We start from the raw sequence: 26,297 nt of genomic DNA on the forward strand, positions 1-26,297 counted from the left end.
TTGCCCTTGGTTACCATGCGGCGACAGCGCCGTCGGTGCGCGGTTCTGTCCCGCCGATCAGCACGCCCGAGCGCGGATCGCGCCAAATAATCTGCCCGCGCCCGAATGGTCCGCCATCCAGCGCAACATGGATGTCATGCCCTTTTCGTGCCAGCGCTTCGGCGATATGGCGCGGAAAATGCGGCTCGACGAGCACGTTTTTGCCTTCCGTCCATTGCCATCTTGGCGCATCGAGCGCCGCCTGCGGGTTCAGATGGAAGTCGATCGTGTTCATGATCACTTGCAAATGCCCTTGCGGCTGCATAAATCCGCCCATGACGCCAAACGGTCCGACCGGTTCGCCGCCTTTGGTCAAAAATCCCGGAATGATCGTATGGTACGGTTTTTTCCGCGGCGCCAATCGGTTCACATGGGTTTCATCAAAGGAAAAATTATGGCCGCGGTTTTGCAGGGCGATGCCGGTGCCTGGCACGACCAAACCGGAGCCAAAGCCCATGTAGTTGCTTTGAATAAACGATACCATATTGCCGTCTCCATCCGCCGCCGCTAAATACACCGTTCCTCCTTTTGGCGGCGTCCCCGGCGCCGGAAGCAGCGCTTCTTCGCCAATAAGCGCCCGTCTCGTTTCGGCAAACGGCTCGGACAGCAATTCCTCGACGCGATGCTCCATATGCTTGCGGTCCGTGATATACGCCTGCCCGTCGGCAAACGCCAGTTTCATTGCCTCGATTTGCTGGTGGTATGTCGCGACCGTCGGCGTTTCCGGAACGGCGAACCCTTTCATGATATTCAGCGCCATTAAGGCGACAAGGCCTTGTCCGTTCGGCGGAATTTCCCACACGTCATAGCCGCGGTAGTGGACGGAAATCGGCTCGACCCATTCCGGCTCATACTCGGCTAAATCATCCAGATCCAAAAAGCCGTTGTATTGTTTGGAATAGGCGGCGATTTTCTCCGCTAATTCGCCGCGGTAAAAGCTTTCCGCATTCGTTTCGGCAATGAGGCGGAGCGTATGGGCGTGGTCTTTGGACGCCCATACTTCCCCGATTTTCGGCGCGCGCCCGTTCGGCGCAAAGGTCGCAAACCAGCTGGCAAACTCCGGACCTTTCAACGTTTTTTGATACGTTTGAAATGCGGCCTGCCAGTACTTTCCTAACGTTGGAGACACCGGATAGCCGTTTTCCGCATATGCTATCGCCGGCTTTAGCACTTCCGCAAGCGGCAGCCTGCCAAACCGTTTTGACAGCGCCGCCCACGCCGCCGGCGCGCCCGGGACGGTGACCGGAATCCAGCCGTGTTTCGGAATTTCTTTATATCCTCGTTCTTTTACCGCCTCGATCGAGATCGATTTTGGCGAATAGCCGCTGGCATTTAATCCATACAGCTTGCCATTTGTCCACACAATGGCAAACGCGTCGCCGCCGATGCCGTTCGAGGTCGGCTCGACGACCGTCAGGCAGGCGGCGGTCGCAATCGCGGCATCAATCGCATTTCCGCCTTTTTTTAGTATCTCCAATCCCGCCTGCGCTGCCAGCGGCTGTGAGGTCGCCACCATGCCGTTGGCCGCAAACGTCGTCATCCGCTGCGACGGATATGGATAGTATAAATAGTCCATTGGATTCCCTCCTTACTGTACTTCGTGGCAGGCAACATAATGATTTGGCGCCACTTCTTTCCATTCTGGACGTTCCTGCTTGCATCTTTCTGTGGCAATCGGGCAACGAGTATGAAATGGACAACCCTTTGGCGGGTTCGCCGGGTTCGGCAAATCCCCTTCCAGGCGAATTCGTTCTTTTTTCACCCCTGGTTTTGGCCTTGGAATCGCCGATAATAACGCTTTCGTATACGGATGAAGAGGGTTGGCATATAGTTCATGGGATGGAGCCAGCTCCACTGTGCTCCCTAAATACATGACCAACACGCGATTGCAAAAGTGACGGACTACTCCTAAATCATGGGAAATAAATAAATAGGTCAAACGATGTTTTTCTTGAATGTCTTTTAATAATTTAATAATTTGCGCCTGCACAGACACGTCAAGCGCCGATACAGCTTCATCACAAATGACGAGCGATGGGTTGAGCGCGATCGCTCTGGCGATCCCGATCCGCTGGCGCTGCCCTCCGCTAAACTCATGAGGATAGCGATCGTAATGTTCTTCTTTTAATCCAACTTCCTTTAATAACTGCAACACCCTCTCTTCCCGTTCCGCCTTTGTCATCTTCGTATGAATGACAAATACCTCTTCCAATGCCGCACCAATCCGCTGTCGAGGGTCAAGCGATGCATACGGGTCTTGAAAAATCATTTGCATTTCTTTCTTAAATGTTTTCCGCTTTTTCTCTGGTAAATTGCTAATTTCTTGATTTTTGAAAAAAATTTTCCCATCTGTCGCTTTCTCTAAGCCTAGAATCGTTCTCCCAAGTGTCGACTTGCCGCATCCAGATTCACCGACAATGCCGATGCTTTCTCCTTCAAATACTTCAAGCGACACATTTTCAACGGCTTTCACATAGCCTTGCACCCGTTGCAAAATCCCCCCTTTAATGGGGTAATATTTTTTCACTCCTTCTAATTTAAGAAGTGGCTGCTGCGGCTGGCTCATCGATGTCTACCCCCTTCTCTAACCAGCACCGTACGTAGTGGCCTTCTTTCACTTTGAATTCCGGCGGCGATTGCGCGCGGCATTTTTCCGTTGCAAATGGACAACGAGGATGAAAGCGACAACCTTCAAGTTTTTCATTCAAGTTGGGAAGCGTTCCTGGAATTGGCTCGAGCTCGTATTGCTCATCATCAACATTCGGCACCGACTTCAATAATCCCTTTGTATAAGGGTGGCGCGGATTCGCAAAAATACTTGCTACATCGCCTTCTTCGACTTTTTCTCCCGCATACATGACCATGACACGGTCCGCCATTTCTGCGACGACTCCCATATCATGGGTAATCATAATGACGCCCATGTTCAACTTTTCTTTTAATTCATTTATTAAATCAAGAATTTGTGCTTGGATCGTCACATCTAAGGCGGTAGTCGGCTCGTCCGCAATGAGTAAACTCGGACGGCAAGCAAGCGCCATTGCAATCATGACACGCTGTCTCATCCCGCCGCTTAGTTCATGCGGATACTGTTTCATCCGCTTTTCTGGGAACGGAATTCCCACCTGTTTTAACAATTCGATTCCACGTTCATGCGCTTCCCGCTTCGATAATTTTTGATGAAGCATCAACGGTTCTCTAATTTGATAGCCGATCGTAAACACAGGATTCAACGCCGTCATCGGCTCTTGGAAAATCATTGAAATTTTGTTGCCGCGGATGCGGCGAAGTTCTTCTTTCGACAACTTGGTTAAATCCGTGCCCTCAAAGTAAATGGCGCCGCTGCTGATTTCTCCGTTGCTCGGAAGCAACCCCATAATAGAAAGCGAAGTGATGCTTTTTCCGCAGCCTGATTCACCGACAATGCACAACGTTTCCCCTTTTTGCAACGAAAAAGAAACCCCCCGTACAGCTGAGAGTTTCCCCTCAGCTGTATTGAAGGTGGTTACAAGATTCTCGACACGTAGTAATGCTTCCGCCATGCTATCCCCTACTCTCTATAAACATGATAGAGCGACCATTGGCCTGTAGGATCTATTTCCAATCCTTTCACCGATTTATCCACTGCCGCTGTTACCACGCCGTGATTCATCACGACAACCGCCGCATCTTTCAGTAAAAATTCGTTCGCTTCTTTTAATTTTTGTTTCCGCACTTCCGGATCGATGTTGGTCCGTGATTCTTCCACTAGCTTGTCGAACGCCGGATTGCTATAGAAAATCCGGTTTGATGTTCCAACGTTATCGGAATGGAAGTTTGGATAAAGCAGTTCGCTGCCGTCTGCTGTGCTATTTGCCCAGCCGAGGAAGGTTAAATCATATTTCCCTTGTTTCACCGCATCTAAAAATGTACCCCATTCCATCGATTCAATTTCCGCATTAATGCCGGCTTCTTTTAATTGCGCCTGAACGACTTCTGCCATTTTCATATAGTTGGCGGTGTTTGCTACAAGCATTTTTACTTTGACTCCTTTATAGCCGTTTTCCTTGATCAATTGTTTTGCTTTTTCTGGATCATAGCTGTAAGCCACATTTTCGGATGCTTCATTATAGCCAAACACTTTCGGGCCAATAACGCTGTTCGATTGAATGCCAAGCCCCTTCAGCTGTTTTACGTATTCTTCTTTGTTAATGGCGTAAGAAACAGCTTGTCGAAATGCCAGTTCATTCATTGGCGCTTTTTTCATGTTAAACCCTAAATAATAAACAGGGGTGCCTTCTTTTTTAATAAGATCTACATTTTTCATTGATTGCAAGCGTGAAAGCTGCTCGGCAGGCACGTTATCGATGAACTGCACATCTCCCGTTTGCAGCATTGAAATAGCGGTTGTCACTTCTGGGACTACTTTAATCGTCACTTTGTTTAATTTTGGCGCTCCTTGCCAATATTGCTCATTTTTCTCCAATGTAATATGATCGCCTGGCACCCATTCGACAAATTTAAACGGACCTGTGCCGACTGGCTGTTTCATTAAATCTTGTTTTTGATCAGCCGTCGGGCTGACGATCGCTGCGTTCGTGTGACATAATGCCGCTAACATTGGGCCGTATGGATACTTTGTTTTAATGACGACAGTATAATCGTCTTTGACTTCGACAGATTCTACTGGCTCTAATAACGACGCCCGCGGCGCCGCTGTTTTTGGATCTCTCAGTTTGTCAAACGTATATTTTACTGCTTCGGCGTTGAAATCAGTACCATCGTGGAACTTAATTCCTTTCTTTAATTTAATCACCCACGTTTTATCATCCGGGGTTTCATAGGATTCCGCCAGATGCGGAACAATTTCCATCGTTTTCGGGTCGCGGACGAACAATGTCTCATAAATTTGATTAATGACTGCTGCCGAAACGGAGTCGTTTGTTAAAATTGGTGAAAGGCCTACAACGTCGGAAGTAGTAGCATACGTTAGTTCTTGAGCGGCATTTCCTTTTCCCTGCGAAGAAGATCCTCCGCTATTCGAGGCAGATTTGCCGCCGCATCCCGCTAAGACAGCGGAAATCATAAAAAGAAATACAAGCATGCTAAAAAAGTGTTTCTTTTTCAACTTCATTCCCCCCATTTTTAGTTATTTAAATCCATATTTGGATCTAGCGCATCCCGTAATCCATCGCCTACAACGTTAAAGGCAAATACGACAAGCATAATGGCAATGCCTGGAACCACCGTCATATGCGGGGATGTCCACATAAAATCCTGCCCTGCCGCAATCATCGCTCCCCACTCCGGAGTCGGCGGCTGCGCCCCTAACCCTAAATAGCTGAGCGAAGCGGTCGATAAGATGGCGGTAGCCATGCGCATCGTTGCAAATACAATGATTGGGGCCAAGCAGTTAGGCAGTATATGCTTGAAAATAATGCGTGCATTGCTAGCTCCTAACGCTTTCATCGCCAGGATATACTCTCGGTTTTTAATGGACAGAACGCTGCCACGGACGATCCGCGCGCATGTCGGAATCGACCAAATGCTAATCGCGATGGCTACATTGACGAGCCCGGTGCCGAGGATGGCAATAATGAGCATGGCAAGCAAAATTCCCGGAAAGGCAAACAATAAATCTACGATTCTCATAATGAGCCCATCCAGCTTTTTATAGTATCCTGCCAGCAATCCGAGCAGGACTCCCCCAGCCAGCCCTAGGCTGACAGAAACAATCCCAACCACAAGGGAAACTCTTGCCCCATATACGATGCGGCTCCACATATCCCTTCCGTAGTTATCAGTTCCAAGCCAGTGACCGTCAGAAAAAATCGGAAGCTCGCTTTCTGCCAGGTTTTGCTTTACCGGATCGTGTGTGGCAATCCATGGAGCGAATATCGCCATCAATATTTGAATAATAATGATGATTAATCCGACGACAGCCAGCTTGTTTTTCAACAAGCGCTTTAATGTCGTCACATACATTTTTTCTTTCTTTTTCCGTACCAACACCGGTGTTCCATCGGTTTTGGCAACTGCCCCTGTCTCCATCTATGCTTCCTCCTTTCAATAGGACATTTAATCGTAACTAATGCGTGGATCAATAAAGACGTAGATAATATCGACAATCAGGTTGACCAATACGAACAAAGTAGCAACTAACAGCACGGAACCTTGAACCATTGGGAAATCTCTTGCGGCAATGGCCTGCACCATTAACCGGCCAACCCCATTAATCGCAAACACCTGCTCGGTAATAATCGTTCCGCCTAACAGAAACCCAAAATTAAGTCCGATGACGGTGATTACGGGAATCATGGCATTACGTAAGGCATGGACCCAAATAACGGTTCTTTCCTTCAACCCTTTTGCCCGTGCCGTACGAATAAAATCGGCGCGAATGACTTCCAACATCGAAGAGCGGCTCATCCTGGCGATCATTGCCGCTGACCCAGTTCCAAGTGTAATCGCCGGCAATATTAACTGCTTCATTCCTTCCACGGTATAAAACGGATGATCGAGCCCGCCTACCGGTAAAATTTGCAGGTTGACGGCAAAGATCAAAATAAGGACGGTGCCAAGCCAGAAGTTCGGAATCGATATCCCTGCTAAAGCAAATACCGTGCTAGAAACATCCAACCAGGAGTTTTGCCGAATCGCCGAAATAATCCCGGCAACTACGCCAATAATCACTGCAACCATAATACTGGCGATGGCAAGATTTAACGTGTTAGGGAATCGGGTCATAATCGCTTCCCAAACAGGTTGCTTTGTTTGATAAGAGTAGCCTAGATCCCCATGAAGAACACCGCTAATATAGCGGACATATTGAACAAGAAATGGATCATTCAGCCCTAAATCTTCGCGAATGGCGTCAATATCCGATTTCGTCGCAGTCGGCCCCGCTATAATGGCCGCCGGATCCCCCGGTGCGATATACATGCTAGTAAACACGAGAAACGAAATGCCTATTAAAAGCAAAATCAGTTGAAAAAATCTTCTTACAATTAACCCTGCCATCTCTGTCACCCCTTCTATTTTCCGTTGTTATGTATAAAGTGAGGTATCATATCCATTTGTTAATCAAAAATGGATTATTATTTAACAAAGTTAATGAAATTTCGTTTTTTATGATTATATAGTAAATTTAAATATTTTTCTACATAATTCCCTAAAAAAATCGAATTTTTATATTGATTAAAAAACAAAAAAAGAGGGAAAATTCCCTCTTTTATATAGAAGCCACACTATAATTTGAGACCATTTCGGCTTTTAAAGCGCCTGAGCAAAATATTGCTTTCTACCCTGGTAATCCCTTTTAATGCGTAAAGCTCATTGTTAATGAATTTTTCTAATGCTGCAAAATCCTCCACCAAGACATGTACATGCAAGGTGCTCGGACCCGTCATTTGATAGCAGCTGGCAACATTCGCGTTTTCCGCGAGTTTCTGCGCCACTTCCACCAAATAAGCAGGCTCACAATCTACTTCAAAAAAAGCAGATACGCTTTTTCCAAACTTTTCCGAGTTAATAACAACCGTAAATTTTTCAATAACGCCATTTTTGACAAGCTGGTTCACTCTTTCTCTTACCGCAACCCGAGAAAGATTTAGCTTTTTCCCAATGTCCACATAAGACATTCTTCCGTCTTCCGTTAACATGGCCAATATTTTACGGTCGATATCGTCTAGTTTCATCGCCCATCACCAACCTGAGGTAAGTTTTCTCAATATTAAGTATATAGGCAACATTGTTCGAAAACAATTTCATTATTATACAAAAAAAACTACCTATCCCTTTTATCCAGTCAAGGAAAAGGGATAGGCAGTTTTCTTGTTTACAGCTGCTCTTTCATATAGCTAATTACGCTCTTGCCATTCCGATCGAGGCATCTGGCATTTTGGAGGAAGAAGCGTCATCTTGCTTTTCCTCGCTCGGTGTTGTTGTGCCTTGATCGGTTGCTGGCGCCTCTTCATCGGATGGCGTTTGCTCATCAGAAGATGGTTGGTCGTTCAATTCGCTTTGTTCATCGGTTGGCGTTGTGTTGTTTTGTTCGGTTGCGTTGTCATTTCCAGCTTTTTGTTCCGTTAGCGCCGTAAGCGGTTTGTCGATGTAGTCGATCGGATTGACCGGCTTGCCGTCTTTGCGGATTTCAAAGTGAGCGTGGATGCCAGCTTCTTGGTTAAATTGGCTTTGGCCCGCTTTTCCGATCACTTGTCCTTGTTCTACCGTATCGCCAGCTTTCACTTTCATATCGGCAAGCGATTGGTAAACAGTGACGACGCCGTTTTCATGATCGATTTCAACGACATTGCCTAAAATTGGGTCTTTTTCCGCTTTCGTGACCGTACCGCTTAACGAAGCAGTGACATCAAACGTTTTGCCGTCTTTGCGGATGATATCGATGCCATGGTTTGGATAATACGTATTATCATAAAAGACGAGAGCTGCTTCCTGTTCTTCTTTTGACGCGTTGTCATCATAGAACGGTGTTTTAATCTCTACGGAATTTGCATCAAGGACCGGCATCGTGAATTTTTCTACCGCTTCGTTGACAGGAACGGCCGGCTCGTTATGCTGCGATGTGCCTGATTGGCTGTATTCGTATTCGTCTTTTCCTGTTTTTCCGTCATGTTTGTTCTGGAACCAAAGCGCTCCTGCCACAATAATAGCGGCACATGTCAAGTAGATGGCTGGAAATACCCAACGCTTTCTGAACAACCGCTGTAAACTTGGTTTCTTTACAGAATTTGTTTTCTTTTCTTCCTCTCTCATGTTCATCACCTCAGCAACCATTTTGAACAGAAAGAGGAAAATATATACATGACGAAACAACTTTTTTCATTTATTTTTTTTAAAAATGGGCCATTTTATGCAAAAAAATAGAGGCGTTTTTGCCCCCTATTTTTTTACGGTCAGCCTATTTAAAAACGCGGTCGCCGAAGAAATGTCCACCCCGCGGTAATAATATTTGACGATTTGGTCGTACGTCTTTCCTTCCTGCGCCATAAAATTGGCCCCATACTGGCTCATGCCGACGCCATGGCCGTATCCTTTCGTTGTAATAATAATTTCATTGCCTTTGCGCATCCATGTAAAATCCGTCGAGGTTAAATCAAGCTTTTCGCGCACTTCTCTTCCTTTCAATTTTTTGCCGTTGATTTCGACGACATCGACGCGTTTCCCAGGCGTGCGCGATAAAATAACGCCAACCGAGCCGTTTTCCGGCAGTTTCACTCCTAGTTTTCGTTCAAATTCGGCCACCGAAATTACCTTTTGGTGATAGAATTTGGGCGATTTTTTATCCCACGGGCTGGCCACGCTTTTTAAGTACGGAAATTCATTTTGCCAATATGCTTCCGAGTTTTCCGTATAGCCATTGCTTGTCGAAAAAAACGACGCTTCGATCGGCTGGTTGTTGTATGTTAAAATTTGCCCGCTCGTTTCTAGCACCGCTTTCGTAATCTTTTTGATTTTCCAATCGTAGTCGCTGCCCCATAAACGTTTCAGCTCGTCATCGCTGTAGTAGACTTGGTGCATCACCGTATCGGTCACGTTCGCTCCCTTTGGCAAGCTGATCGGCTGGTCGTTTAACAACTGTTTGACAATGTACGTTCTCGCCGTCAGCGCTTGTGCCTTTAATGCTTCTAGCTCAAATTCGGCCGGCATTTCCGCCGCGACGACGCCGATGATATATTGCTCGAGCGGAATATGTTCAATGCGCTTTTGTTTGCTGCGGTATACCGCAACTTCGACGGTCGGCCCGCTTTCGACTGCTTTGGCATGTTGCTTTGTTTCTTGCTGGCGCAGTTCTTCCGCCAATTTTTCCACTTTCCCATCGTGGAATGGGATGACTAATATCGTTGGAACGAGCAGTACGACGACAAATAAACACGCAAGGAGTGCCATAATTGGTTTTATCCGTTTCATATAGCCGAGCCTCCAATATTCATTTTTCCGGCACAAGCGGACATCGTTCCCATTCAGGGGCAGTCGCATCGATGTTCGCTCTGGGAGTGCCTGCGTTTGCTTCGTTATATAGTTATGGGCTCGGACAAGTATATATGACAATTTCTTTTCGCAGGGGCTTGTTTGGCCGGCAAAATAAGCGGCGGTTCCGCTCTTTTCTCTCCTTTTGCCCGGCATGGATTCTTTCTTTTCTCCTTCTCATAGAGGTTGGCATGTACGAGGGAAAAACAGCGGCGGCTGCCGCATCCAAAATAAAAAACGACCATTCACTACATATGTAGCTGACGGTCGTTTTTTATTCTTTATAGGTTCAAATCTTTCACTTTTACGTCTCCAAGTACTGCATCCGTTTCTTTGACGCGTTCGATATCAGCGCCGAGCGCGGCCAGTTTTTCGTGGAAGCGGACATAGCCGCGGTCAAGATGTCTTAATTCCGTCACACGCGTATAGCCTTCCGCCGCCAAACCGGCTAAAATCAACGCTGCTGCGGCGCGCAAATCGGTCGCCGCCACTTCCGCGCCTTGCAAATTGCAAGGGCCATTAATAATAACGGAACGTCCTTCAATTTTAATGTCAGCGTTCATACGGCGGAATTCTTCGACATGCATGAAACGGTTTTCAAATACCGTTTCCGTCACCATGCTCGTACCTTCCGCTTTCAAAAGCAATGCCATCATTTGCGATTGCATGTCGGTTGGAAAACCTGGATAAGGCATCGTTTTAATGTCGACCGCTTTTAATTTTTCCGGTCCAATGACTCGTACTCCATTTTTTTCTTCGATAATGGTGACACCCATTTCTTCCATTTTGGCAATCAGTGAGCTTAAATGTTCCGGAACGGCACCTTGCACGAGGACATTGCCGCCAGTAATGGCCGCTGCAACCATAAATGTACCTGCTTCAATGCGGTCCGGGATCACGGTATGTGTCGTGCCGGTTAATTCGTCTACACCTTCGATGCGAATCGTACCGGTGCCGGCACCGCGCACTTTGGCGCCCATTGCATTTAAAAAGTTGGCTAAGTCGACAATTTCCGGCTCTTTCGCGCAGTTTTCAATGATGGTGGTGCCCTCAGCCAACACAGCCGCCATCATAATATTTTCCGTTGCTCCAACGCTTGGAAAATCCAAATAAACTTTTGCCCCGCGCAATCTTCCTTTTACTTCGGCATCGATAAATCCGTTGCCCACTTTCACGGTCGCTCCCATTGCTTCAAATCCTTTTAAATGCTGGTCAATCGGGCGCGAACCGATGGCGCATCCTCCTGGCAGCGCGACGCGGGCTCGACCATTTCGCGCCAAGAGCGGACCCATGACGAGCACCGATGCCCGCATTTTCCGCACATATTCAAACGGCGCTTCCATCTTTAACGGGCCGGTAGCGTCAACAGCGATCCTATTTTTTTCTATGTTTATGTCCACTTCTGCGCCTAAATAGCGGAGCACTTCACTAATTGTATATACATCGGAAAGAGCAGGCACATCATGAATCTCACTTTTTCCATTTGTCGCTAACAATGTTGCAGCGATAACAGGCAAAACGGCATTTTTTGCTCCCTCTACTTTCACAGTGCCGCTCAACCGGTTTCCGCCACGGACGATAATCTTTTCCAAGGTATTCCCCTCCGCGTCCAATTTCTCTATATTAATATTCAATCGTAATGATTGGGGTTCCAATAACGACGGTTGTCTTGCCGCCCAATCTTTCTCTTAAGGCAATCTGCAAATTCATCGGATGGTTATTGGTTGGAAGAACGTTCTCCCACTGCCCAGTATATGCAGAGAGAGAAACAAGTGACTCTTCCTGCAAAGACTCGACTGGTGTTGCCTGAAACTCGCGTGATAAATGTAATGCATAATCGAACAAACCACTTTCCATATTATCACTGAAATCTCCTTCAATACAAGTGAAAAATGTAGGTTGTTTCACAAATAGTTGTTTCGACTTTTTCTCTATTTTTTCGACCACTTCTTTCCATATTTTTTTATTCCAATGCAGTCCTTTGACTTCATAGAGGATATACGTCTGTGATTGGTTATTTGTGACCGTCCTAACGAGCTGAATTTTTTCTTGAAAGAAGGGGTGTTGATACGTGCCGGTTGCTTTTTGCATATGGTGGTTTGTGTCGAAAGACCAGTGAAAAGCGCGGTTTTCTTTCTTCAATTCCTCTAGCTTTTTGAAAAATGCCGCATCATTTTCAATATAGTGGGCATACTCTCTTGTGTAAACGGTCCATTGCCGAATGTCCGCTCCGTTATTTTCGAGGACGCGCGCGATCGTTTTCACCGGCTGAAGCGACCCGTTCCCCATTGCTTCTCCCGACTTGTATTGGCACATGCCGAGGATGACGAACAACGCCAATAAAAAAGTGAAGGCGCAGGCTTGTCCTTTTTTCATATCCGTTTCACTTCCTCTCCTTACCTGTTATTGTTGCCAGATCGGAAGTGAACATACATAAAAAAAATCGACAAAACGAAAAAATGTAAGCGCTATCAATACAGGCAAGAGAACGAAAAAAGACGAGTAATGACTTACTCGCCTCGAAAGAGAAACGGAAGTTGTGTCGACCATGATAAATAGTCGAGAAAAAAGTTGGCGACTGTCGAACCGATCGCGATCGTCAATAAAATGTAAAGCAGACGTCCTTGAAAGACGCGGTTTGGCTTGATCATCGCCTCGAGCCGTACCCCTTGCAGCGTCCACCATGTAACGGCGATAAAGGCAAGATGGACAATAATGCTCACTAACGCTTGCTGGCCCAGTATCGGCATCATTGCTTTTCACCTCTTTCTGCCGCGCAATTGGCGGCCTATTCGTCGATAAACAACAAAAGAAGGGGAAATTTCCCCTTCTATTGTAACGTTATTGCAGGAAATCGCCAAAGTGTTCGAACTGGGCGAGAACCTGGTACGCCAAACTCGGGAAAATGCCGAATAGCAGCGTGCCAAACGCGCAAAGCACAACGGTAACCGTCAGCCCGACCGGCAGTTTGACCGATGCTGCTTCGTCGGCAGGGCGGAAGAAAATTTGCACAAACACGCCGAAGTAGTAGACGTAGGATACAACCGTGGTGGCGATCATCACCGCGGCGAGCATGTAATGGCCGGGCTCGGTCATCAATGCGCCGAGGAAAATGTTAAGCTTGCCGATAAAACCGGCCGTACCCGGGATGCCGGCCAGCGACAGCAGGAAAATTCCCATCGATACCGCAAGCAGCGGATTCCGCTGATACAGGCCGGCAAAATGGATCATATCGTCGGAGTCCGCTTCATCCGACAGGCGCTGGATGATGGCAAACGCGCCAACGTTCATCAGTACATAGGCGAGCAAATAAAACCAGATCGAGTCGATCATCACCCATGACATCGCGGCAAACCCGACAAGGAGATAGCCGGCGTGGGCGATGCTCGAATACGCAAACAGACGCTTCATGCTCCGCTGTCTTAACGCGACCGTATTGCCGATGATCATCGTAAGGCCGGCTAATACGGCGATATAATTTTGCATCGACAACAAAAGCGAAGATGGATCTTTTCCATGCGCAGGCGCAGCGGCAAAAATCGTAATAAACAACCGCAGCAGGATGACAAAACCGGCTGTTTTTGAAACGACGCTTAAAAATGCCGTCACCGGCGTCGGCGCTCCTTGATAGACGTCCGGTGCCCACATATGGAACGGGACGGACGAAATTTTAAACGACAGACCGACGAGCAGCAGGAGAAAGGCAAGCGCAAGCAGGTATTGGTAGTTGCTGTCTGCCAGCTTTTGCACTTCGAACGCCATTTCTTTCAAATTCGTCGTGCCGGTTAACCCGAAAATATAGCTCATGCCAAACAGCGTGATCGCTGTTGCAATGCCGCCGCTAATGACATATTTCAGCGCGGATTCGTTGGATTGCGCCGACGTCTTGCGGATTCCCGCCAAAATATACGAGGAAACGGACAACAGCTCCAGCCCGACAAACAACGTAATCAAATCGCCGCTCGAAGCCATGATCATCGCGCCGAGCAGCGCGCAAAGGAGCAAATAGTAAAACTCGCCGCGATGCGAAAGCCCTTCTTTTGGACGGTAATCGAGCGCAAGCAGGAGGCAAAGCGCCCCTCCGGCCAGTACCAGCAGCTTAAACGCCTTGCTGAAGGAATCGATTCGAAACGTATCGTACAAAATCGACACTGGTTTTGCCGGAATGAGCCCTGCGGTCGCGATCAGCGCGATGACGACGCCGACCACCGCGATCCACGCAAGCGGGCGCCGGTTTTTATCATTTGGCATCCATAAATCGGCCAGCGAGAGAATGAGCGCCGTGATCAAAACGATAAACTCCGGTGTCATCATGCTCCATTTGTATTGCAATAAGGTATGCATGCTCATCTCTCTCACCCTCCTAACCCATTCATCATCATTTCAATCGCCGCTTGCAATGGCTTCGCTAACATGTACGGATAAACGCCGACGGAGACAATGAGCACGAGCAAAATGAACACCGGAATCGCTTCGATCGTGCTCATATCGAGCGCTTGTACGTCATTGCGCATAGACGGGCCAAACGTCATATTCAATACGGCGCGCAGCATGTAAACGGCGGTCATAATGATGCCAAGCGTGCCAATCGCGGCGACAACAGGTTTCGTTTGGAACAGCCCTAAAAAAGCAGTAAATTCGCTGATAAATCCCGACATTCCCGGCAGGCCAAGCGATGCCATCGCTCCGGCGAGCAAACACCCTGCCGTCAGCGGCATCACTTTCGCAAGCCCGCCCAAACGGTCGATCGTGGTCGTACTCGTCCGTTCGTATAAAATGCTGACGAGCAGGAACAGGAACGCGGCAATCAACCCGTGGGAAACGGCCTGGAAGATGGCGCCTTGAATCCCCGCTTCATTCAGCGCGCCTAATCCGATCAATATAATCCCCATATGCGAAACGCTCGAATAGGCGAGCACCATTTTGAATTCCTCTTGCACGAACGCTAAAAATGCTCCATACAATAGGTTGATGACCCCTAATACGGCAATCCAAAAGGCGAAATGACGAAACTGATCGGGAAACAGTCCGATGCCAAAGCGAATGAGACCGTACGCCCCAATTTTTAAGAGCACGCCGGCGTGCAGCATGACGATCGATGGCGGCGCTTCGACATGGACGCGCAGCATCCAGCGGTGGAACGGTACGATCGGCAGTTTAATGCCAAAGGCGATAAACAAAGCGACAAACAACCATAATCGAAGCTCCTCAGAAAGCGGTGCAATCAGCTGCGCCTGTGCCACCGGATTGTGCAGCATTTCGTTTAACAGCTCGAGATTCGACGTTCCGGTGCGGGCAAATAACACAAGGATGACAATGAGCAAAATCGCTGAACCAAGCCCGTTGTACAGCAAGTAGCTGTAGGCGGCGCGCTCCCGGTCAAACCCGCCCCACTTGCCGACTAAAAAGAACATCGGAACGAGCGTCATTTCCAAAAAGATAAAGAACAAAATCATATTTCCTGCTGCAAATACGCCAAGCATGCCGATCTCCAGCAAGAGAAAGAGCTGAAAATAGCCTTTCCATTCTTTTTTAATGTGAATGGAAGCAGCGGCGGCAAGCGTCGTCAATAATGAGGTCAAGACGATCATCACGAGCGAAAAGCCATCGATATTCAGCTCATAGCGGACCAAGTATGTCGACTCGGTAAGAAACGGAAAATCAGTGAAGCGAACCCAATCATGCTTTTCCGCCAAATGCTCGAGGCGATAGCCTCGCAAATATTGCCAAAAGGCAAATAGCGATAAAAGAAGCGGCGGCAGCGTCGATAAAAAGCCGAGCAGTTTGACCGTCCGCTCTTGCGTCTTAGGCACAAACGCAAGCAGAATCATGCCAAGCAGCGGGGAGAAGATTAAGAGTGACAGAAAGTACGTTCCATTCATTATAAGTACCCCCCTGTGAACGCGAGAATGACGACGAGAAGCGCAAGGCCGACAAACGTAACAGCGCCGTACATTTGCACTTGCCCGTTTTGCATTCGCGACCCGAGCGATGCGGACGTATGGACTGTCGCGGCGATCAAGCGGGCAATGCCTTCGACGACAAAGCGGTCTATATACGAGAGTAATAGACTGATTGCCGTTGCCGCATAGCCAACGGTGCGCATATACAACTCATCGATGTAATACTTATTCCACAGCAAGCTGTACGTATACGGAACGCGCGAACTGAGCCAATCCCGCGCAAGCGATCGTTTTCCGTACATAAGCCACGCCAGGAAAATGCCGAGCAAGGAAACTGCCGTCGCTACCGCCATAATCCAGCCTGGCGCTGTTTCATGCGCATAGGCGCCGTCTGTCAGCCAATCGCCAAGAAAGGTGCCGAACCAAGGGGTATGAACGTACCCGGCGGCAACAGCGAGCACGGCGAGCACGATCATCGGCAGCGTCATCACTGCCGGCGCTTCATGAACGTCTTTTTCATCATGCCGCTTTTCCCCGCCAAAGACGAGGAAAAAGAGGCGGAACATGTAAAACGCGGTGAAAAAGGCGGTTACCACCGCGATCCAGAACAAGGCGACATGCCCGTGCGTCCAGGCGGCCACCAAAATTTCATCCTTGCTGAAAAATCCGGAGAAGAGCGGGACGCCGCTAATCGCTAACGTGCCGATGAGGAACAGCGGTCCAGTAAGCGGCATTTTCCGCCAAAGCCCGCCCATTTTTTCAATGTCTTGCGTATGGACGGCATGAATGACGCTTCCCGCCGCTAAAAACAAGAGCGCTTTGAAAAACGCATGGGTCGTTAAATGGAAGATGCCTGCCACATAGCTGCCAGAGCCGAGCGCCAGCATCATGTAGCCGAGCTGGCTCACCGTCGAATAGGCGAGCACCCGTTTGATGTCGGTCTGCACCAAACCAATCGTAGCGGCAAAAAGCGCCGTAAATCCCCCGACCACTGCCACTGTTAACATCGCCGTTTCGCTCGCTTCATATAGCGGGAACAAGGCAGCGACTAAGTAAACCCCGGCAGCGACCATCGTGGCCGCGTGGATTAATGCCGACACCGGCGTCGGGCCTTCCATCGCGTCCGGCAGCCATGTATGGAGCGGGAACTGGCCCGATTTTCCGACGGCGCCGATGAAAATCAAGATCGCCGTTAAGGTCACCATCGTCTGCGACAGCGTGCCGTCTTCTGCTGCTCGGAAAATATCGTCGTATGCAAAACTGCCAACTTGCCAGAATAATAGAATCATGCCGATGAAAAAGCCGACATCGCCGATGCGTGTCATAATAAACGCTTTTTTGGCAGCTGCCTTTGCTTCCTCTTTATAGAAGTAAAAACCGATTAATAGAAACGAACCGAGGCCGACAAGTTCCCAAAACACGTACGTCTGCAGCAAATTCGGCGAAAGCACAAGGCCAAGCATCGCAAAGGTGAACAGCCCCAAATACGCATAGAAAACGGAGAAGCGCTCGTCCCCATGCATGTATCCTTTCGAATAGATATGTACGAGAAAGCTGACGAGAGAGACAACGACGAGCATCCATGCGTTTAGCGCCGTCACCGCAAACCCGGCCGTTAATTTCACGCTGCCGATGGTCAGCCATACATGTTCCGCTTTGTACGTCGAACCGCCGAGGCGGTCAAACAGCACGGCGAGTGAGAGGAGAAAGGAAAGCAGCGTCATAAGGATGCCGACGTATGCGCTCGTTTCTTTCATTTTTTTCCCTACTGCTAACAAGAAAAAAAAGGAAAACAACGGAAAAAGCGGTACGATCCAGGCAATTTCCATCATGATATCACAGTCCCCTTTTATGAAGAGCTTTTTTCGGCAAAAGCTCTTTTCATTTTCCACCCTATTTTTTAATGCTTTAGCGAATCGATCTCGTCGATATGCACCGTTTTGCGGTTGCGGTAAAGCGCCATTAACGCCGCCAGGCCCACCGCCGCTTCAGCCGCCGCTACCGTGATCGTAAACAGCGCAAAAATCTGCCCGGTAATGCCGGGATGGGCCCCGTATTTGGCAAACGCCACTAAATTAATATTGACCGCATTCAGCATTAATTCAATGCAAATAAGGACAATGACGGTATTTCGCTTCGTCAGCGCGCCGTACAGACCGATGCAAAACAAAATGAGCGCTAACACGAGATATACAGATAAAGAAACGGAGCTCATGATTTCGGTGCCCCCTCATCATCTTTTTTCGCCAGTATAATTGCCCCGACGAGCGCGACAAGCAAAATGACGGACGCAATTTCAAACGGAATTGTATAATGGGAATATAGCGCCATACCGATTTGCTCCGTATTGTTTTCATGGAGGCGGGCGCCTTCCTCGCCAAAATCAAGGCGATAAACGCCGAGATACACGGCGATGCCAAAGGCGAAGACGGCGATGGCGGTGAGCGCTTTGCGCCAAAATCCGCCCGTTGTCGTTTTTTCTCCCTCTTCTTCCTGATGGCGCGTCAGCATGATGCCAAACAGCATCATAATGGTGACGGCCCCAGAATAAATCAATACTTGCACGACGGCGACAAACTCCGCCGATAAAAGCACATACAGCCCTGCGATGCTGATAAAGGTGAAGACGAGCGCGATGACCATGTGAACGACTTTGGTTAAGTTGAGCATCAACACCCCGCCGGTAATGGCAACGAGGGCGAGCGCTAAAAAGGCGAGATATTCTCCGCTCACGGCTTATTCTCCTTTCGAATGTTGGTATCGTTCTCATCGAGCCATGCCAAATCTTTATAAAGGGCATCGCGGCTGTATTCAGCCAGCTCGAAATTGTTGGTCATGACAATGGCTTCTGTCGGACATACCTCGGTGCAAAGATCGCATAAAATACAGATCTCAAAGTTAATGCTGTACGTATCAATAATTTTTCCTTTTTTCGTCGGATCCGGGTGCTTTTTCCCCGTCAGCTGAATACAGTCCGTCGGGCAAATATTGGCACATTGGTTGCAAACAATGCATTTTTCCGGATAAAACTTTTGAATGCCACGGAACCGGTCCGGAAGCGGAAGCGGTTCGTTCGGATAGTCGTACGTAACTTTTTCTTGCGTCAAATTTTTTAACGTATACGCCAATCCTTTGGCCAACCCGATCATGCCTGTCACCCCATTCGATTAGAAAAATAGTTCTTTCACCAATGCCGTCACAAAGATATTGGCAAGCGCAACGGGAAACAATACTTTCCAGCCTAATTCCATCAGCTGATCGGCCCGCAGGCGCGGAAAGGTCGCGCGGAACCAAATGAGAACGAACACGACGACGCTGAATTTGAGCGCAAACCAAACCGGCCCTGGAATAAAGCCTAAAAACATGACCGGATGCCAGCCGCCTAAAAATAGGATCGTCGTCAGGGCGGCCATGGCAAAAAGGTACACGTACTCAGCAAGCATAAAGAACGCCCAGCGGAAACCGGAATATTCGACGTGAAATCCGGCAACCAGCTCGGATTCCGCTTCCGGCAAGTCGAACGGCGTGCGGTTTAGCTCCGAGACGGCCGCGATGAGAAACACGATAAACGCGACTGGCTGTGTAAAAATGTACCATACGTTTTTCTGCGCTTCAACAATATCGTTTAAGTTTAAACTTCCTGTCAGCAGTACGACGCCAAGCACGGACATCACGAGCGGAATTTCATAGGAGATCATTTGCGCCGCTGCGCGCATGCCGCCAATGAGCGCGTATTTATTGTTCGATGCCCATCCGCCGGTAACGACGCCGATCGTCGTCAGCCCCGAAACGGCAATGTAATAAAGCAGGCCGACGCCGATATCGGCAAACTGAAACGCATCAGTAAACGGCAGCACCGCCAATACCATAAATGCCGGCGCAAAGGCAAGGATCGGCGCCAAAATGAACAACGGCCGGTCTGCCGCTTTCGGAATCGTGTCTTCTTTCAGCAGCAGCTTCAATACGTCCGCCACCGTTTGCAAAAGCCCCCAGCGGCCGCCGACTTGGTTTGGGCCGTAGCGGCCTTGCATAAAGCCCATCACTTTCCGTTCCGCCAAAATGCCGTACGTAACAAAGGCAAGCACCATCAATAGCAGCGCAGCGCCCAGCCCGAAAAAAATGGCCACATTCGTCCAGCTTGGGACGGAATTCAGCAATTGTTCCATTATCCGTCGACCTCCCCGAGCACAATATCGATAGAGCCAAGAATGGCAATGACGTTCGCGATATTTTCGCCTTTCAACAGCTTCGGGAGTATTTGCAAATTGTAAAATGACGGCCGACGGAATTTGAGGCGGTACGGCTCTTTCTTGCCGTCGCTGGCAATATAGCAGCCGATTTCGCCGCGCGGCGATTCAATGCGGACGAACGTTTCTCCCGGCGGCGCTTTAATGATCCGCGGCACTTTTCCCATAATTTCCCCGCCTTCTGGAAATTGTTCACATGCTTGTTCAATGATGTTCAACGATTGTTCAATCTCTGCCAGACGGCACTGATAGCGGGAAAAACAGTCTCCGTCTTCCCCGACAGGAATGTCAAAATCAAAGCGGTCATAAATGGAGTACGGCTCGTTTTTCCGCAAGTCCCATTTCACGCCGGTGCAGCGCAAATTCACGCCGCTTAATGAATAGTTAAGCGCTTCCTCTTTCGTATATTTGCCGATGCCGATGACGCGATGGTGGAAAATTTCATTCCCCGTCACCAGATCGTGATAGCCGGCGAGTTTTTCGCGCATATACGGGACGAACTGCTTCACTTTTTCGATCCAGCCGTCCGGCGCATCCCATTTCACGCCGCCGACGCGCATATAGTTGAAAGTCAGGCGTGCTCCCGATAGCTCATTTAATAGATTAATAATCATTTCCCGCTCGCGGAACGCATATAGAAATGGGCTGATGGCGCCAAGATCGAGCAAATACGTCCCCCACCAGACAAGATGGCTGGCGATTCTTCCCAGCTCCATTGCTAAAACGCGCAAATATTCTGCTCGTTCCGGAACTTCGATGCCCATCATCGTTTCGACGGCATGGCAAATGACATAGTTATTCGTCATTGCCGACAAATAGTCCATCCGGTCGGTGTACGGGATGATTTGCGTGTATTGCAGGCTTTCCGCCAGCTTTTCCGTTCCGCGGTGGAGGTAGCCGATGACCGGCTTCGCTTCTTGAATGATTTCGCCATCCACTTTTAAAATGAGGCGGAAAACCCCATGTGTGCTTGGGTGCTGCGGTCCTACGTTTAAAATCATTTCTTCCGTTCGAAGCATGGCTATACCTCCACGTCGTATGGTTCATAATCTTTGCGAAGCGGATATCCGACCCAGTTTTCTCCTAAAAGGATGCGGGTTAAGTTCGGATGCCCTTTAAAGCGGATGCCAAGCAGGTCGTACGCCTCGCATTCCGGCCAGTTGGCCCCTTGCCAAAGCGGAACGAGAGAATCAATTTCCGGCTGGTCCCGGTCTATTTTTACTTTCAATGCGACTGCTTGCCGGTTTTTATAAGAATATAAGTGCACATATACTTCCATATGCGTCTGAAAATCGGTTCCGTGCAGTTCGGATAAGTAGTCAAAGCCAAGCTGTTCGTTATATTTCAGGAACTCAGCGATTTTGTAGTAGGTTTCTTTTTTGGCGACTAATGTCGGAACGTCTTTGGCAAGGCGGTTGATATAGGCGTCCTCTAGAACATCCTCACCGAGATGTTCGCGGATCACTTTGACATATTTATCAAGAAGAGGCTGATTTGGCGATGGCGTTTTTTCTTGTTGCGACGGTGTTTTCCCTGAAGCTCCTGCTGCTTTCGCCTTCGCTGCCGCTGCGGCTTTTGCTTTTGCCGCGGCAACCGCCTTTGCTTTTGCCTTGGCGAGCTCGTCATCGCTATCAGCGGATGCCTCCGCGCCTGCCTGCTGCTTGGCGAGCGCTGCCGCCTTCGCTTTTGCCGCCGCCGCAGCTTTTGCTTTTGCTGCCGCAATTGCTTTTTGTTTTGCCAGCTCGTCATCCGTTTCGCCGTCCGCTTTTTCCTTCGCTTTTTGTTTGGCGAGCGCCGCTGCTTTCGCTTTTGCTGCGGCCGCGGCTTTTTTCTTCGCGAGCGCGATGTCGTCTTCTGCCTCCACGGCTTGATTGCCTGCTGCTGCTTCTTTTTGCTTCCGTAACTCCGCTGCTTTCGCACGTGCCGCTTCCGCTGCTTTTTTCTTCGCCAGTGCGATGTCGTCTTCTGCCTCCGCAGCGTCTTTCTTGCCTGCTGCTGCTTCTTTTTGTTTCCGCAACTCTGCTGCCTTCGCTCGCGCTGCTTCCGCTGCCTTTTTCTTCGCCAGCGCGATGTCGTCCGCTGACGGCTCCGTTTTTTCTTCTGTTACGTCTTTCTTCGCATCGTCAGACGGCTGTTCCGCCTGTTCGGCGGCCTGCTTCGCTGCCAGCCGTTCTCTTGCCAGCTGTTTCGCACGCTCGGCCGCCTCTTTTTTCAGCTGCTGTAAATCTTTTTCCTCGCTCATCGATTACAGCACCTTCTTCCCTGTCTTCGCTTCATAACGAATCTTTTCTTTTAATTTATTAATTCCGTAAATCAACGCGGCGGGATTTGGCGGACAGCCAGGAATATAGACGTCGACCGGCACAATTTGATCTACCCCTTTGACGACGCTGTAGGATTTCACATACGGTCCGCCCGCCGTCGCACACGATCCCATGGCGATCACCCATTTTGGCTCCGGCATTTGGTCATATAAACGGCGCAGAATCGGCGCCATCTTTTTCGTCACCGTTCCAGAGACGATCATGACGTCGGATTGCCGAGGGGAGGCGCGGAAAAACGAGCCGAATCGGTCTAAATCGTAATGGGCTCCGCCGACCGCCATCATTTCAATCGCACAACAGGCAAGACCGAACGTTAGCGGCCAGAGGGAATTGCTGCGGGCCCATGCCTTTAGCTGATCGAGCGTTGTCAAAAACACATTGCGCTTTACCTCTTCCATCTCCCCTTCAGGGACATCCAGCCATTTTACATCCATTGTAACACCTTCTTTTTCCAAGCATAGATGAGTCCTAAAACGAGCATGAGCACGAAAATAAGCATTTCAATGAGAGCAAATAATCCCAATTTGTTATAGGCGACAGCCCATGGATATAAAAACACGGTCTCCACATCAAAAATGACAAACAATAGAGCGAACATGTAGTAGCGCACTTGAAACTGAACGCGCGAATCATGGAACGGATTGTTACCGCTTTCATAAGTGGTTTGCTTTGCTTCGCTCGGAACGTGTGGACGCAATAACTTTCCGAGCGTCAATGCCCCGACAGGAAGCAAAACGCCGATGCATAAAAACACAAACACAATCAAGTAGCTATTGGCGTATACGTTCCCCAACTGCGATACGCTCCCTTCGTTTATAGATATTTCACTTTTTAAAAATATTTCATAATTACAAATTATTTTCACTCCTCATTATAACATTTATATCCAGCAGTGTCGACAAAACCTGGAATTTTACTCATCCGCATAGTAACAATAAAAAAAAGACGGGAGGAAATACATTTCCTCTCGTCTTTATTTCATTTCCGCTACGTTTAAACGGTTGAGGGCGCGCTTGAGCGCCATTTCCGCCCGCTTAAAGTCGATATCATCCTGCTTGCTTTGCAGACGTCGTTCGGCGCGTTCTTTCGCCGCTTTTGCGCGGGCGACATCGATATCTTCCGCTCTTTCCGCCGCTTGTGCCAAAATCGTTACTTTGTCAGGGCGGACTTCCAAAAATCCGCCGCTGACCGCGATATATTGCGTTTTTCCCTCTTTTTTGAGACGAACGGCACTGATCTCCAGCGGAGCGACAAGCGGAATATGCCCTGGTAAAATGCCAAGCTCTCCGCTTTTTGCTTTCGTGCTTACCATCTCTACGTCCGCTTCGTATACCGGGCCATCAGGAGTAACGACACTGACTTTGATCGTTTTCATCATGAAATCCTCCTATGTCCCTCAATTAAACTTCTACGCCCATTTGCTTCGCTCTTTCAACAACTTCTTCAATGCGCCCTACCAAGCGGAAAGCATCTTCAGGGATATGGTCATATTTTCCTTCCAAAATTTCTTTGAAGCCGCGTACCGTTTCTTTTACAGGCACATAGGAACCTGGCTGGCCGGTAAACTGTTCGGCAACGTGGAAGTTTTGCGATAAGAAGAATTGAATGCGGCGAGCGCGATGAACGACAAGTTTATCTTCATCAGACAGCTCATCCATACCGAGAATCGCGATAATATCTTGCAATTCTCTATAGCGTTGCAACGTTTGTTGTACTTTACGTGCCACTTGGTAATGTTCTTCGCCGACGATTTCAGGCGCAAGCGCGCGAGATGTGGACGCCAGTGGATCCACTGCTGGATAAATACCCATTTCTGCAAGTTTCCGTTCCAAGTTTGTCGTTGCGTCCAAGTGAGAGAACGTTGTTGCCGGCGCTGGGTCTGTATAGTCGTCCGCTGGTACGTAAATCGCTTGAATGGATGTGATAGAACCAGTGGATGTAGAAGTAATCCGTTCTTGTAATTGACCCATTTCTGTCGCAAGCGTCGGTTGATAACCTACGGCAGAAGGCATGCGGCCTAATAGCGCCGAAACCTCAGAACCAGCTTGCGTGAAACGGAAAATGTTGTCGATAAAGAGCAACACGTCTTGTCCTTGCTCGTCACGGAAGTACTCCGCCATCGTTAACCCTGTCAACGCTACGCGCATCCGTGCACCAGGCGGCTCGTTCATTTGTCCGAATACCATCGCCGTTTTGCTGATAACGCCAGAATCTTTCATTTCATGGTAAAGGTCGTTTCCTTCACGCGTACGTTCCCCTACGCCAGCGAATACAGAAATACCGCCGTGCTCTTGCGCAATGTTATGAATCAGTTCTTGGATTAAGACCGTTTTTCCTACACCGGCACCGCCGAATAGACCGATTTTTCCACCTTTAATGTATGGAGCGAGCAGGTCAACGACTTTAATGCCTGTTTCCAAAATTTCTACTTCTGTCGCAAGTTCTTCAAATTTTGGCGCCGGGCGATGGATTGGGTCACGACGCGCATCCGCTGGAACTTCTCCTTGCATGTCGATCGGTTCCCCTAATACGTTGAATACGCGGCCAAGGGTGACTTCTCCAACCGGAACCGAAATTGGCGCGCCTGTATCAATGACTTCCATTCCACGAATCAATCCGTCTGTCGATGCCATCGCAATCGTACGGACCGTATCGTCGCCAAGGTGAAGTGCTACTTCCAATGTCAAGTCGATATCGACTTCGTTTTCGTTACGCGCTTTATGTTGGATTTTCAGAGCGTTGTAGATCGCAGGAAGATGCCCGTTTTCGAACTTTACGTCTACAACCGGACCCATAACTTGAATAACGCGTCCTTTTGTCATCGTTTTCCCTCCTAACTTGCTAGTTGAACATCAGTACCTAATTGCCGCTTCCGGTTCACCGTTATTGCAACGCGTTTGCTCCCGCCACAATTTCCGTGATCTCTTGAGTAATGGCTGCTTGACGAGCACGGTTGTAGGAAAGGGTAAGCGTACGAATAAGCTCGTGCGCATTGTCCGTCGCATTTTTCATCGCCGTCATCCGTGCTGCATGCTCGCTTGCTTTCGCATCTAACAGCGCACCGTAAATAAGGCTTTCCGCATATTGCGGCAAAAGCACATCTAAAATTTCTTCTTGAGAAGGTTCAAATTCATACGTTGTCCGTTGTTTGTTATCGACCAAATCCGTTAACGGCAACAGCTTTCTTTCCGTTACCTCTTGCTGAATGGCACTGACGTAGTGGTTGTAGTACATATACAACTCATCAAACGTACCATCTGCAAACAAGCCGACTGTCTTATTCGCAATTTCTTTAATATCCGCAAAAGAAGGCTGATCCGGCAACCCAGTAATATTTAAAACGACCGGGAAATTTCTCTTTTTGAAAAAGCTTAAACCGATACGTCCAATGACAATAACCGCATATTCCTCCGGCGATTGATGGCGCTGTTGAATCGTTTGGTACACGGTGCGAAGAACGTTGCTGTTATACGCTCCGGCCAAGCCGCGATCCGATGTGATCACCAAATAGCCTGTCTTTTTCACCGGGCGCGTCACTAGCATCGGATGAGTCGCATTTCCGGCACCAAGGGCGATGTTCGCAACGACTTCTTGCATTTTCTCCATATATGGGACAAACGATTTCGCGTTCATTTCCGCGCGGTTGAGCTTCGAAACGGAAACCATCTCCATCGCCTTTGTAATTTGGCTCGTTTTCTTCGTCGCGTTGATGCGCTTCTTAATATCGCGTAAGGATGCCAAAGGTTTCACCACCTTTTTTCTGCACGAAATCTAAGAATAGAGGGGAACAGAAGCCGTCAGCCTTCTGTTCCGCC

Annotated in this window: 27 protein-coding genes; 1 reads left to right on the forward strand and 26 read right to left on the reverse strand. The window is 48.7% G+C overall.

Translation table 11 applies throughout. The annotated features are described in order from the left end of the window. Positions 1 to 10: 10 nt before the first annotated feature. From GCA01S_RS01545 to spoIID, 9 genes are all read right to left on the reverse strand, one after another. The gene (locus GCA01S_RS01545) at positions 11 to 1,615 is read right to left on the reverse strand and encodes a gamma-glutamyltransferase family protein (protein ID WP_042406717.1); all 1,605 of its coding nucleotides are present in this window, start codon (positions 1,613 to 1,615) and stop codon (positions 11 to 13) included. 12 nt (positions 1,616 to 1,627) lie between these two features. Then, positions 1,628 to 2,605: an ABC transporter ATP-binding protein gene (locus tag GCA01S_RS01550; protein WP_042406720.1), complete on the reverse strand. Its 978-nt coding sequence runs from the start codon at positions 2,603 to 2,605 to the stop codon at positions 1,628 to 1,630. Next, positions 2,577 to 3,581 (reverse strand): ABC transporter ATP-binding protein, encoded by a 1,005-nt coding sequence (locus GCA01S_RS01555; protein WP_042406723.1) that lies wholly within the window; start codon positions 3,579 to 3,581, stop codon positions 2,577 to 2,579. The genes GCA01S_RS01550 and GCA01S_RS01555 overlap by 29 nt, the downstream gene beginning before the upstream one ends. An 8-nt stretch (positions 3,582 to 3,589) precedes the next feature. Further along, positions 3,590 to 5,122 (reverse strand): glutathione ABC transporter substrate-binding protein, encoded by a 1,533-nt coding sequence (locus GCA01S_RS01560; RefSeq protein WP_375781786.1) that lies wholly within the window; start codon positions 5,120 to 5,122, stop codon positions 3,590 to 3,592. Between the two features lie 41 nt (positions 5,123 to 5,163). Then, entirely contained in the window at positions 5,164 to 6,069 is a 906-nt protein-coding gene (locus GCA01S_RS01565; protein ID WP_042406730.1) for an ABC transporter permease, read from the reverse strand. A gap of 27 nt (positions 6,070 to 6,096) precedes the next feature. Then, a complete protein-coding gene (nikB, locus tag GCA01S_RS01570; protein WP_017436848.1) occupies positions 6,097 to 7,038 on the reverse strand; it encodes a nickel ABC transporter permease in 942 nt (313 codons plus the stop codon). 227 nt (positions 7,039 to 7,265) lie between these two features. Next, a complete protein-coding gene (locus GCA01S_RS01575; protein WP_017436849.1) occupies positions 7,266 to 7,715 on the reverse strand; it encodes an Lrp/AsnC family transcriptional regulator in 450 nt (149 codons plus the stop codon). Positions 7,716 to 7,881: 166 nt separating this feature from the next. Further along, the gene (locus GCA01S_RS01580) at positions 7,882 to 8,793 is read right to left on the reverse strand and encodes a M23 family metallopeptidase (RefSeq protein WP_042406732.1); all 912 of its coding nucleotides are present in this window, start codon (positions 8,791 to 8,793) and stop codon (positions 7,882 to 7,884) included. Between the two features lie 126 nt (positions 8,794 to 8,919). Next, positions 8,920 to 9,948: a stage II sporulation protein D gene (gene spoIID / locus GCA01S_RS01585; protein ID WP_042406734.1), complete on the reverse strand. Its 1,029-nt coding sequence runs from the start codon at positions 9,946 to 9,948 to the stop codon at positions 8,920 to 8,922. On the opposite strand from spoIID, the gene GCA01S_RS01590 reads away from it, so the two are divergent. Then, positions 9,930 to 10,268, forward strand: coding sequence for a hypothetical protein (locus GCA01S_RS01590; RefSeq protein WP_153017998.1), 339 nt, complete (start codon positions 9,930 to 9,932; stop codon positions 10,266 to 10,268). The two genes, spoIID and GCA01S_RS01590, sit on opposite strands and share 19 nt — an antisense overlap. Positions 10,269 to 10,289: 21 nt before the next feature. Here GCA01S_RS01590 and murA read toward each other — a convergent pair whose 3' ends face one another. The 17 genes from murA to atpG all read right to left on the reverse strand — a co-directional run bounded on the left by murA (position 10,290) and on the right by atpG (position 26,223). Further along, positions 10,290 to 11,600, reverse strand: a complete 1,311-nt coding sequence (gene murA / locus GCA01S_RS01595; RefSeq protein WP_042406739.1) for a UDP-N-acetylglucosamine 1-carboxyvinyltransferase — start codon at positions 11,598 to 11,600, stop codon at positions 10,290 to 10,292. Positions 11,601 to 11,631: 31 nt separating this feature from the next. Then, complete coding sequence (locus tag GCA01S_RS01600; RefSeq protein ID WP_042406742.1) at positions 11,632 to 12,384, reverse strand: YwmB family TATA-box binding protein; 753 nt, start codon at positions 12,382 to 12,384, stop codon at positions 11,632 to 11,634. Positions 12,385 to 12,518: 134 nt separating this feature from the next. Beyond that, positions 12,519 to 12,761: a DUF1146 family protein gene (locus tag GCA01S_RS01605; RefSeq protein WP_017436854.1), complete on the reverse strand. Its 243-nt coding sequence runs from the start codon at positions 12,759 to 12,761 to the stop codon at positions 12,519 to 12,521. Positions 12,762 to 12,849: 88 nt separating this feature from the next. Continuing rightward, complete coding sequence (gene nuoN, locus GCA01S_RS01610) at positions 12,850 to 14,358, reverse strand: NADH-quinone oxidoreductase subunit NuoN (RefSeq protein ID WP_042406744.1); 1,509 nt, start codon at positions 14,356 to 14,358, stop codon at positions 12,850 to 12,852. 5 nt (positions 14,359 to 14,363) lie between these two features. Further along, positions 14,364 to 15,890, reverse strand: coding sequence for an NADH-quinone oxidoreductase subunit M (locus GCA01S_RS01615; protein ID WP_042406747.1), 1,527 nt, complete (start codon positions 15,888 to 15,890; stop codon positions 14,364 to 14,366). Then, positions 15,890 to 17,743 carry an NADH-quinone oxidoreductase subunit L gene (nuoL, locus tag GCA01S_RS01620; RefSeq protein ID WP_042406750.1) on the reverse strand — a complete coding sequence of 618 codons (1,854 nt, stop codon included), beginning with the start codon at positions 17,741 to 17,743 and terminating at the stop codon, positions 15,890 to 15,892. Before nuoL ends, GCA01S_RS01615 begins: the two co-directional genes overlap by 1 nt. Positions 17,744 to 17,811: 68 nt before the next feature. Further along, positions 17,812 to 18,126 (reverse strand): NADH-quinone oxidoreductase subunit NuoK, encoded by a 315-nt coding sequence (gene nuoK / locus GCA01S_RS01625; RefSeq protein WP_042406753.1) that lies wholly within the window; start codon positions 18,124 to 18,126, stop codon positions 17,812 to 17,814. Then, positions 18,123 to 18,644: an NADH-quinone oxidoreductase subunit J gene (locus GCA01S_RS01630; protein WP_042406756.1), complete on the reverse strand. Its 522-nt coding sequence runs from the start codon at positions 18,642 to 18,644 to the stop codon at positions 18,123 to 18,125. Before GCA01S_RS01630 ends, nuoK begins: the two co-directional genes overlap by 4 nt. Continuing rightward, complete coding sequence (gene nuoI, locus GCA01S_RS01635; RefSeq protein WP_017436860.1) at positions 18,641 to 19,060, reverse strand: NADH-quinone oxidoreductase subunit NuoI; 420 nt, start codon at positions 19,058 to 19,060, stop codon at positions 18,641 to 18,643. Before nuoI ends, GCA01S_RS01630 begins: the two co-directional genes overlap by 4 nt. 18 nt (positions 19,061 to 19,078) lie before the next feature. Next, complete coding sequence (gene nuoH, locus GCA01S_RS01640) at positions 19,079 to 20,080, reverse strand: NADH-quinone oxidoreductase subunit NuoH (protein WP_026078610.1); 1,002 nt, start codon at positions 20,078 to 20,080, stop codon at positions 19,079 to 19,081. Further along, positions 20,077 to 21,177, reverse strand: a complete 1,101-nt coding sequence (locus tag GCA01S_RS01645) for an NADH-quinone oxidoreductase subunit D (RefSeq protein ID WP_042406759.1) — start codon at positions 21,175 to 21,177, stop codon at positions 20,077 to 20,079. The genes nuoH and GCA01S_RS01645 overlap by 4 nt, the downstream gene beginning before the upstream one ends. 2 nt (positions 21,178 to 21,179) lie before the next feature. Continuing rightward, positions 21,180 to 22,400: an NADH-quinone oxidoreductase subunit C gene (locus tag GCA01S_RS01650; protein ID WP_042406761.1), complete on the reverse strand. Its 1,221-nt coding sequence runs from the start codon at positions 22,398 to 22,400 to the stop codon at positions 21,180 to 21,182. Positions 22,401 to 22,403: 3 nt separating this feature from the next. Further along, complete coding sequence (locus GCA01S_RS01655; RefSeq protein ID WP_017436864.1) at positions 22,404 to 22,916, reverse strand: NuoB/complex I 20 kDa subunit family protein; 513 nt, start codon at positions 22,914 to 22,916, stop codon at positions 22,404 to 22,406. Continuing rightward, positions 22,907 to 23,275, reverse strand: coding sequence for an NADH-quinone oxidoreductase subunit A (locus tag GCA01S_RS01660; RefSeq protein ID WP_017436865.1), 369 nt, complete (start codon positions 23,273 to 23,275; stop codon positions 22,907 to 22,909). The genes GCA01S_RS01655 and GCA01S_RS01660 overlap by 10 nt, the downstream gene beginning before the upstream one ends. A gap of 180 nt (positions 23,276 to 23,455) precedes the next feature. Further along, a complete protein-coding gene (locus GCA01S_RS01665; RefSeq protein ID WP_017436866.1) occupies positions 23,456 to 23,857 on the reverse strand; it encodes a F0F1 ATP synthase subunit epsilon in 402 nt (133 codons plus the stop codon). Between the two features lie 25 nt (positions 23,858 to 23,882). Further along, positions 23,883 to 25,304 carry a F0F1 ATP synthase subunit beta gene (gene atpD, locus GCA01S_RS01670; RefSeq protein WP_042406763.1) on the reverse strand — a complete coding sequence of 474 codons (1,422 nt, stop codon included), beginning with the start codon at positions 25,302 to 25,304 and terminating at the stop codon, positions 23,883 to 23,885. Between the two features lie 61 nt (positions 25,305 to 25,365). After that, positions 25,366 to 26,223: an ATP synthase F1 subunit gamma gene (atpG, locus tag GCA01S_RS01675; RefSeq protein WP_042406766.1), complete on the reverse strand. Its 858-nt coding sequence runs from the start codon at positions 26,221 to 26,223 to the stop codon at positions 25,366 to 25,368. Positions 26,224 to 26,297: the final 74 nt, after the last annotated feature.

This window comes from Parageobacillus caldoxylosilyticus NBRC 107762, from assembly GCF_000632715.1.
Lineage (GTDB): Bacteria > Bacillota > Bacilli > Bacillales > Anoxybacillaceae > Saccharococcus > Saccharococcus caldoxylosilyticus.

Bases quoted from the DNA above. Each gene is read 5' to 3' on its own strand.
- GCA01S_RS01545 (WP_042406717.1), bottom strand. From the start codon at position 1,615: ATGGACTATTTATACTATCCATATCCGTCGCAGCGGATGACGACGTTT.
- GCA01S_RS01550 (WP_042406720.1), bottom strand. From the start codon at position 2,605: ATGAGCCAGCCGCAGCAGCCACTTCTTAAATTAGAAGGAGTGAAAAAA.
- GCA01S_RS01555 (WP_042406723.1), bottom strand. From the start codon at position 3,581: ATGGCGGAAGCATTACTACGTGTCGAGAATCTTGTAACCACCTTCAAT.
- GCA01S_RS01560 (WP_375781786.1), bottom strand. From the start codon at position 5,122: ATGCTTGTATTTCTTTTTATGATTTCCGCTGTCTTAGCGGGATGCGGC.
- GCA01S_RS01565 (WP_042406730.1), bottom strand. From the start codon at position 6,069: ATGGAGACAGGGGCAGTTGCCAAAACCGATGGAACACCGGTGTTGGTA.
- nikB (WP_017436848.1), bottom strand. From the start codon at position 7,038: ATGGCAGGGTTAATTGTAAGAAGATTTTTTCAACTGATTTTGCTTTTA.
- GCA01S_RS01575 (WP_017436849.1), bottom strand. From the start codon at position 7,715: ATGAAACTAGACGATATCGACCGTAAAATATTGGCCATGTTAACGGAA.
- GCA01S_RS01580 (WP_042406732.1), bottom strand. From the start codon at position 8,793: ATGAGAGAGGAAGAAAAGAAAACAAATTCTGTAAAGAAACCAAGTTTA.
- spoIID (WP_042406734.1), bottom strand. From the start codon at position 9,948: ATGAAACGGATAAAACCAATTATGGCACTCCTTGCGTGTTTATTTGTC.
- GCA01S_RS01600 (WP_042406742.1), bottom strand. From the start codon at position 12,384: ATGAAAAAAGGACAAGCCTGCGCCTTCACTTTTTTATTGGCGTTGTTC.
- GCA01S_RS01605 (WP_017436854.1), bottom strand. From the start codon at position 12,761: ATGATGCCGATACTGGGCCAGCAAGCGTTAGTGAGCATTATTGTCCAT.
- nuoN (WP_042406744.1), bottom strand. From the start codon at position 14,358: ATGAGCATGCATACCTTATTGCAATACAAATGGAGCATGATGACACCG.
- GCA01S_RS01615 (WP_042406747.1), bottom strand. From the start codon at position 15,890: ATGAATGGAACGTACTTTCTGTCACTCTTAATCTTCTCCCCGCTGCTT.
- nuoL (WP_042406750.1), bottom strand. From the start codon at position 17,743: ATGATGGAAATTGCCTGGATCGTACCGCTTTTTCCGTTGTTTTCCTTT.
- nuoK (WP_042406753.1), bottom strand. From the start codon at position 18,126: ATGAGCTCCGTTTCTTTATCTGTATATCTCGTGTTAGCGCTCATTTTG.
- nuoI (WP_017436860.1), bottom strand. From the start codon at position 19,060: ATGATCGGGTTGGCCAAAGGATTGGCGTATACGTTAAAAAATTTGACG.
- GCA01S_RS01645 (WP_042406759.1), bottom strand. From the start codon at position 21,177: ATGCTTCGAACGGAAGAAATGATTTTAAACGTAGGACCGCAGCACCCA.
- GCA01S_RS01650 (WP_042406761.1), bottom strand. From the start codon at position 22,400: ATGAGCGAGGAAAAAGATTTACAGCAGCTGAAAAAAGAGGCGGCCGAG.
- GCA01S_RS01655 (WP_017436864.1), bottom strand. From the start codon at position 22,916: ATGGATGTAAAATGGCTGGATGTCCCTGAAGGGGAGATGGAAGAGGTA.
- GCA01S_RS01665 (WP_017436866.1), bottom strand. From the start codon at position 23,857: ATGAAAACGATCAAAGTCAGTGTCGTTACTCCTGATGGCCCGGTATAC.
- atpD (WP_042406763.1), bottom strand. From the start codon at position 25,304: ATGACAAAAGGACGCGTTATTCAAGTTATGGGTCCGGTTGTAGACGTA.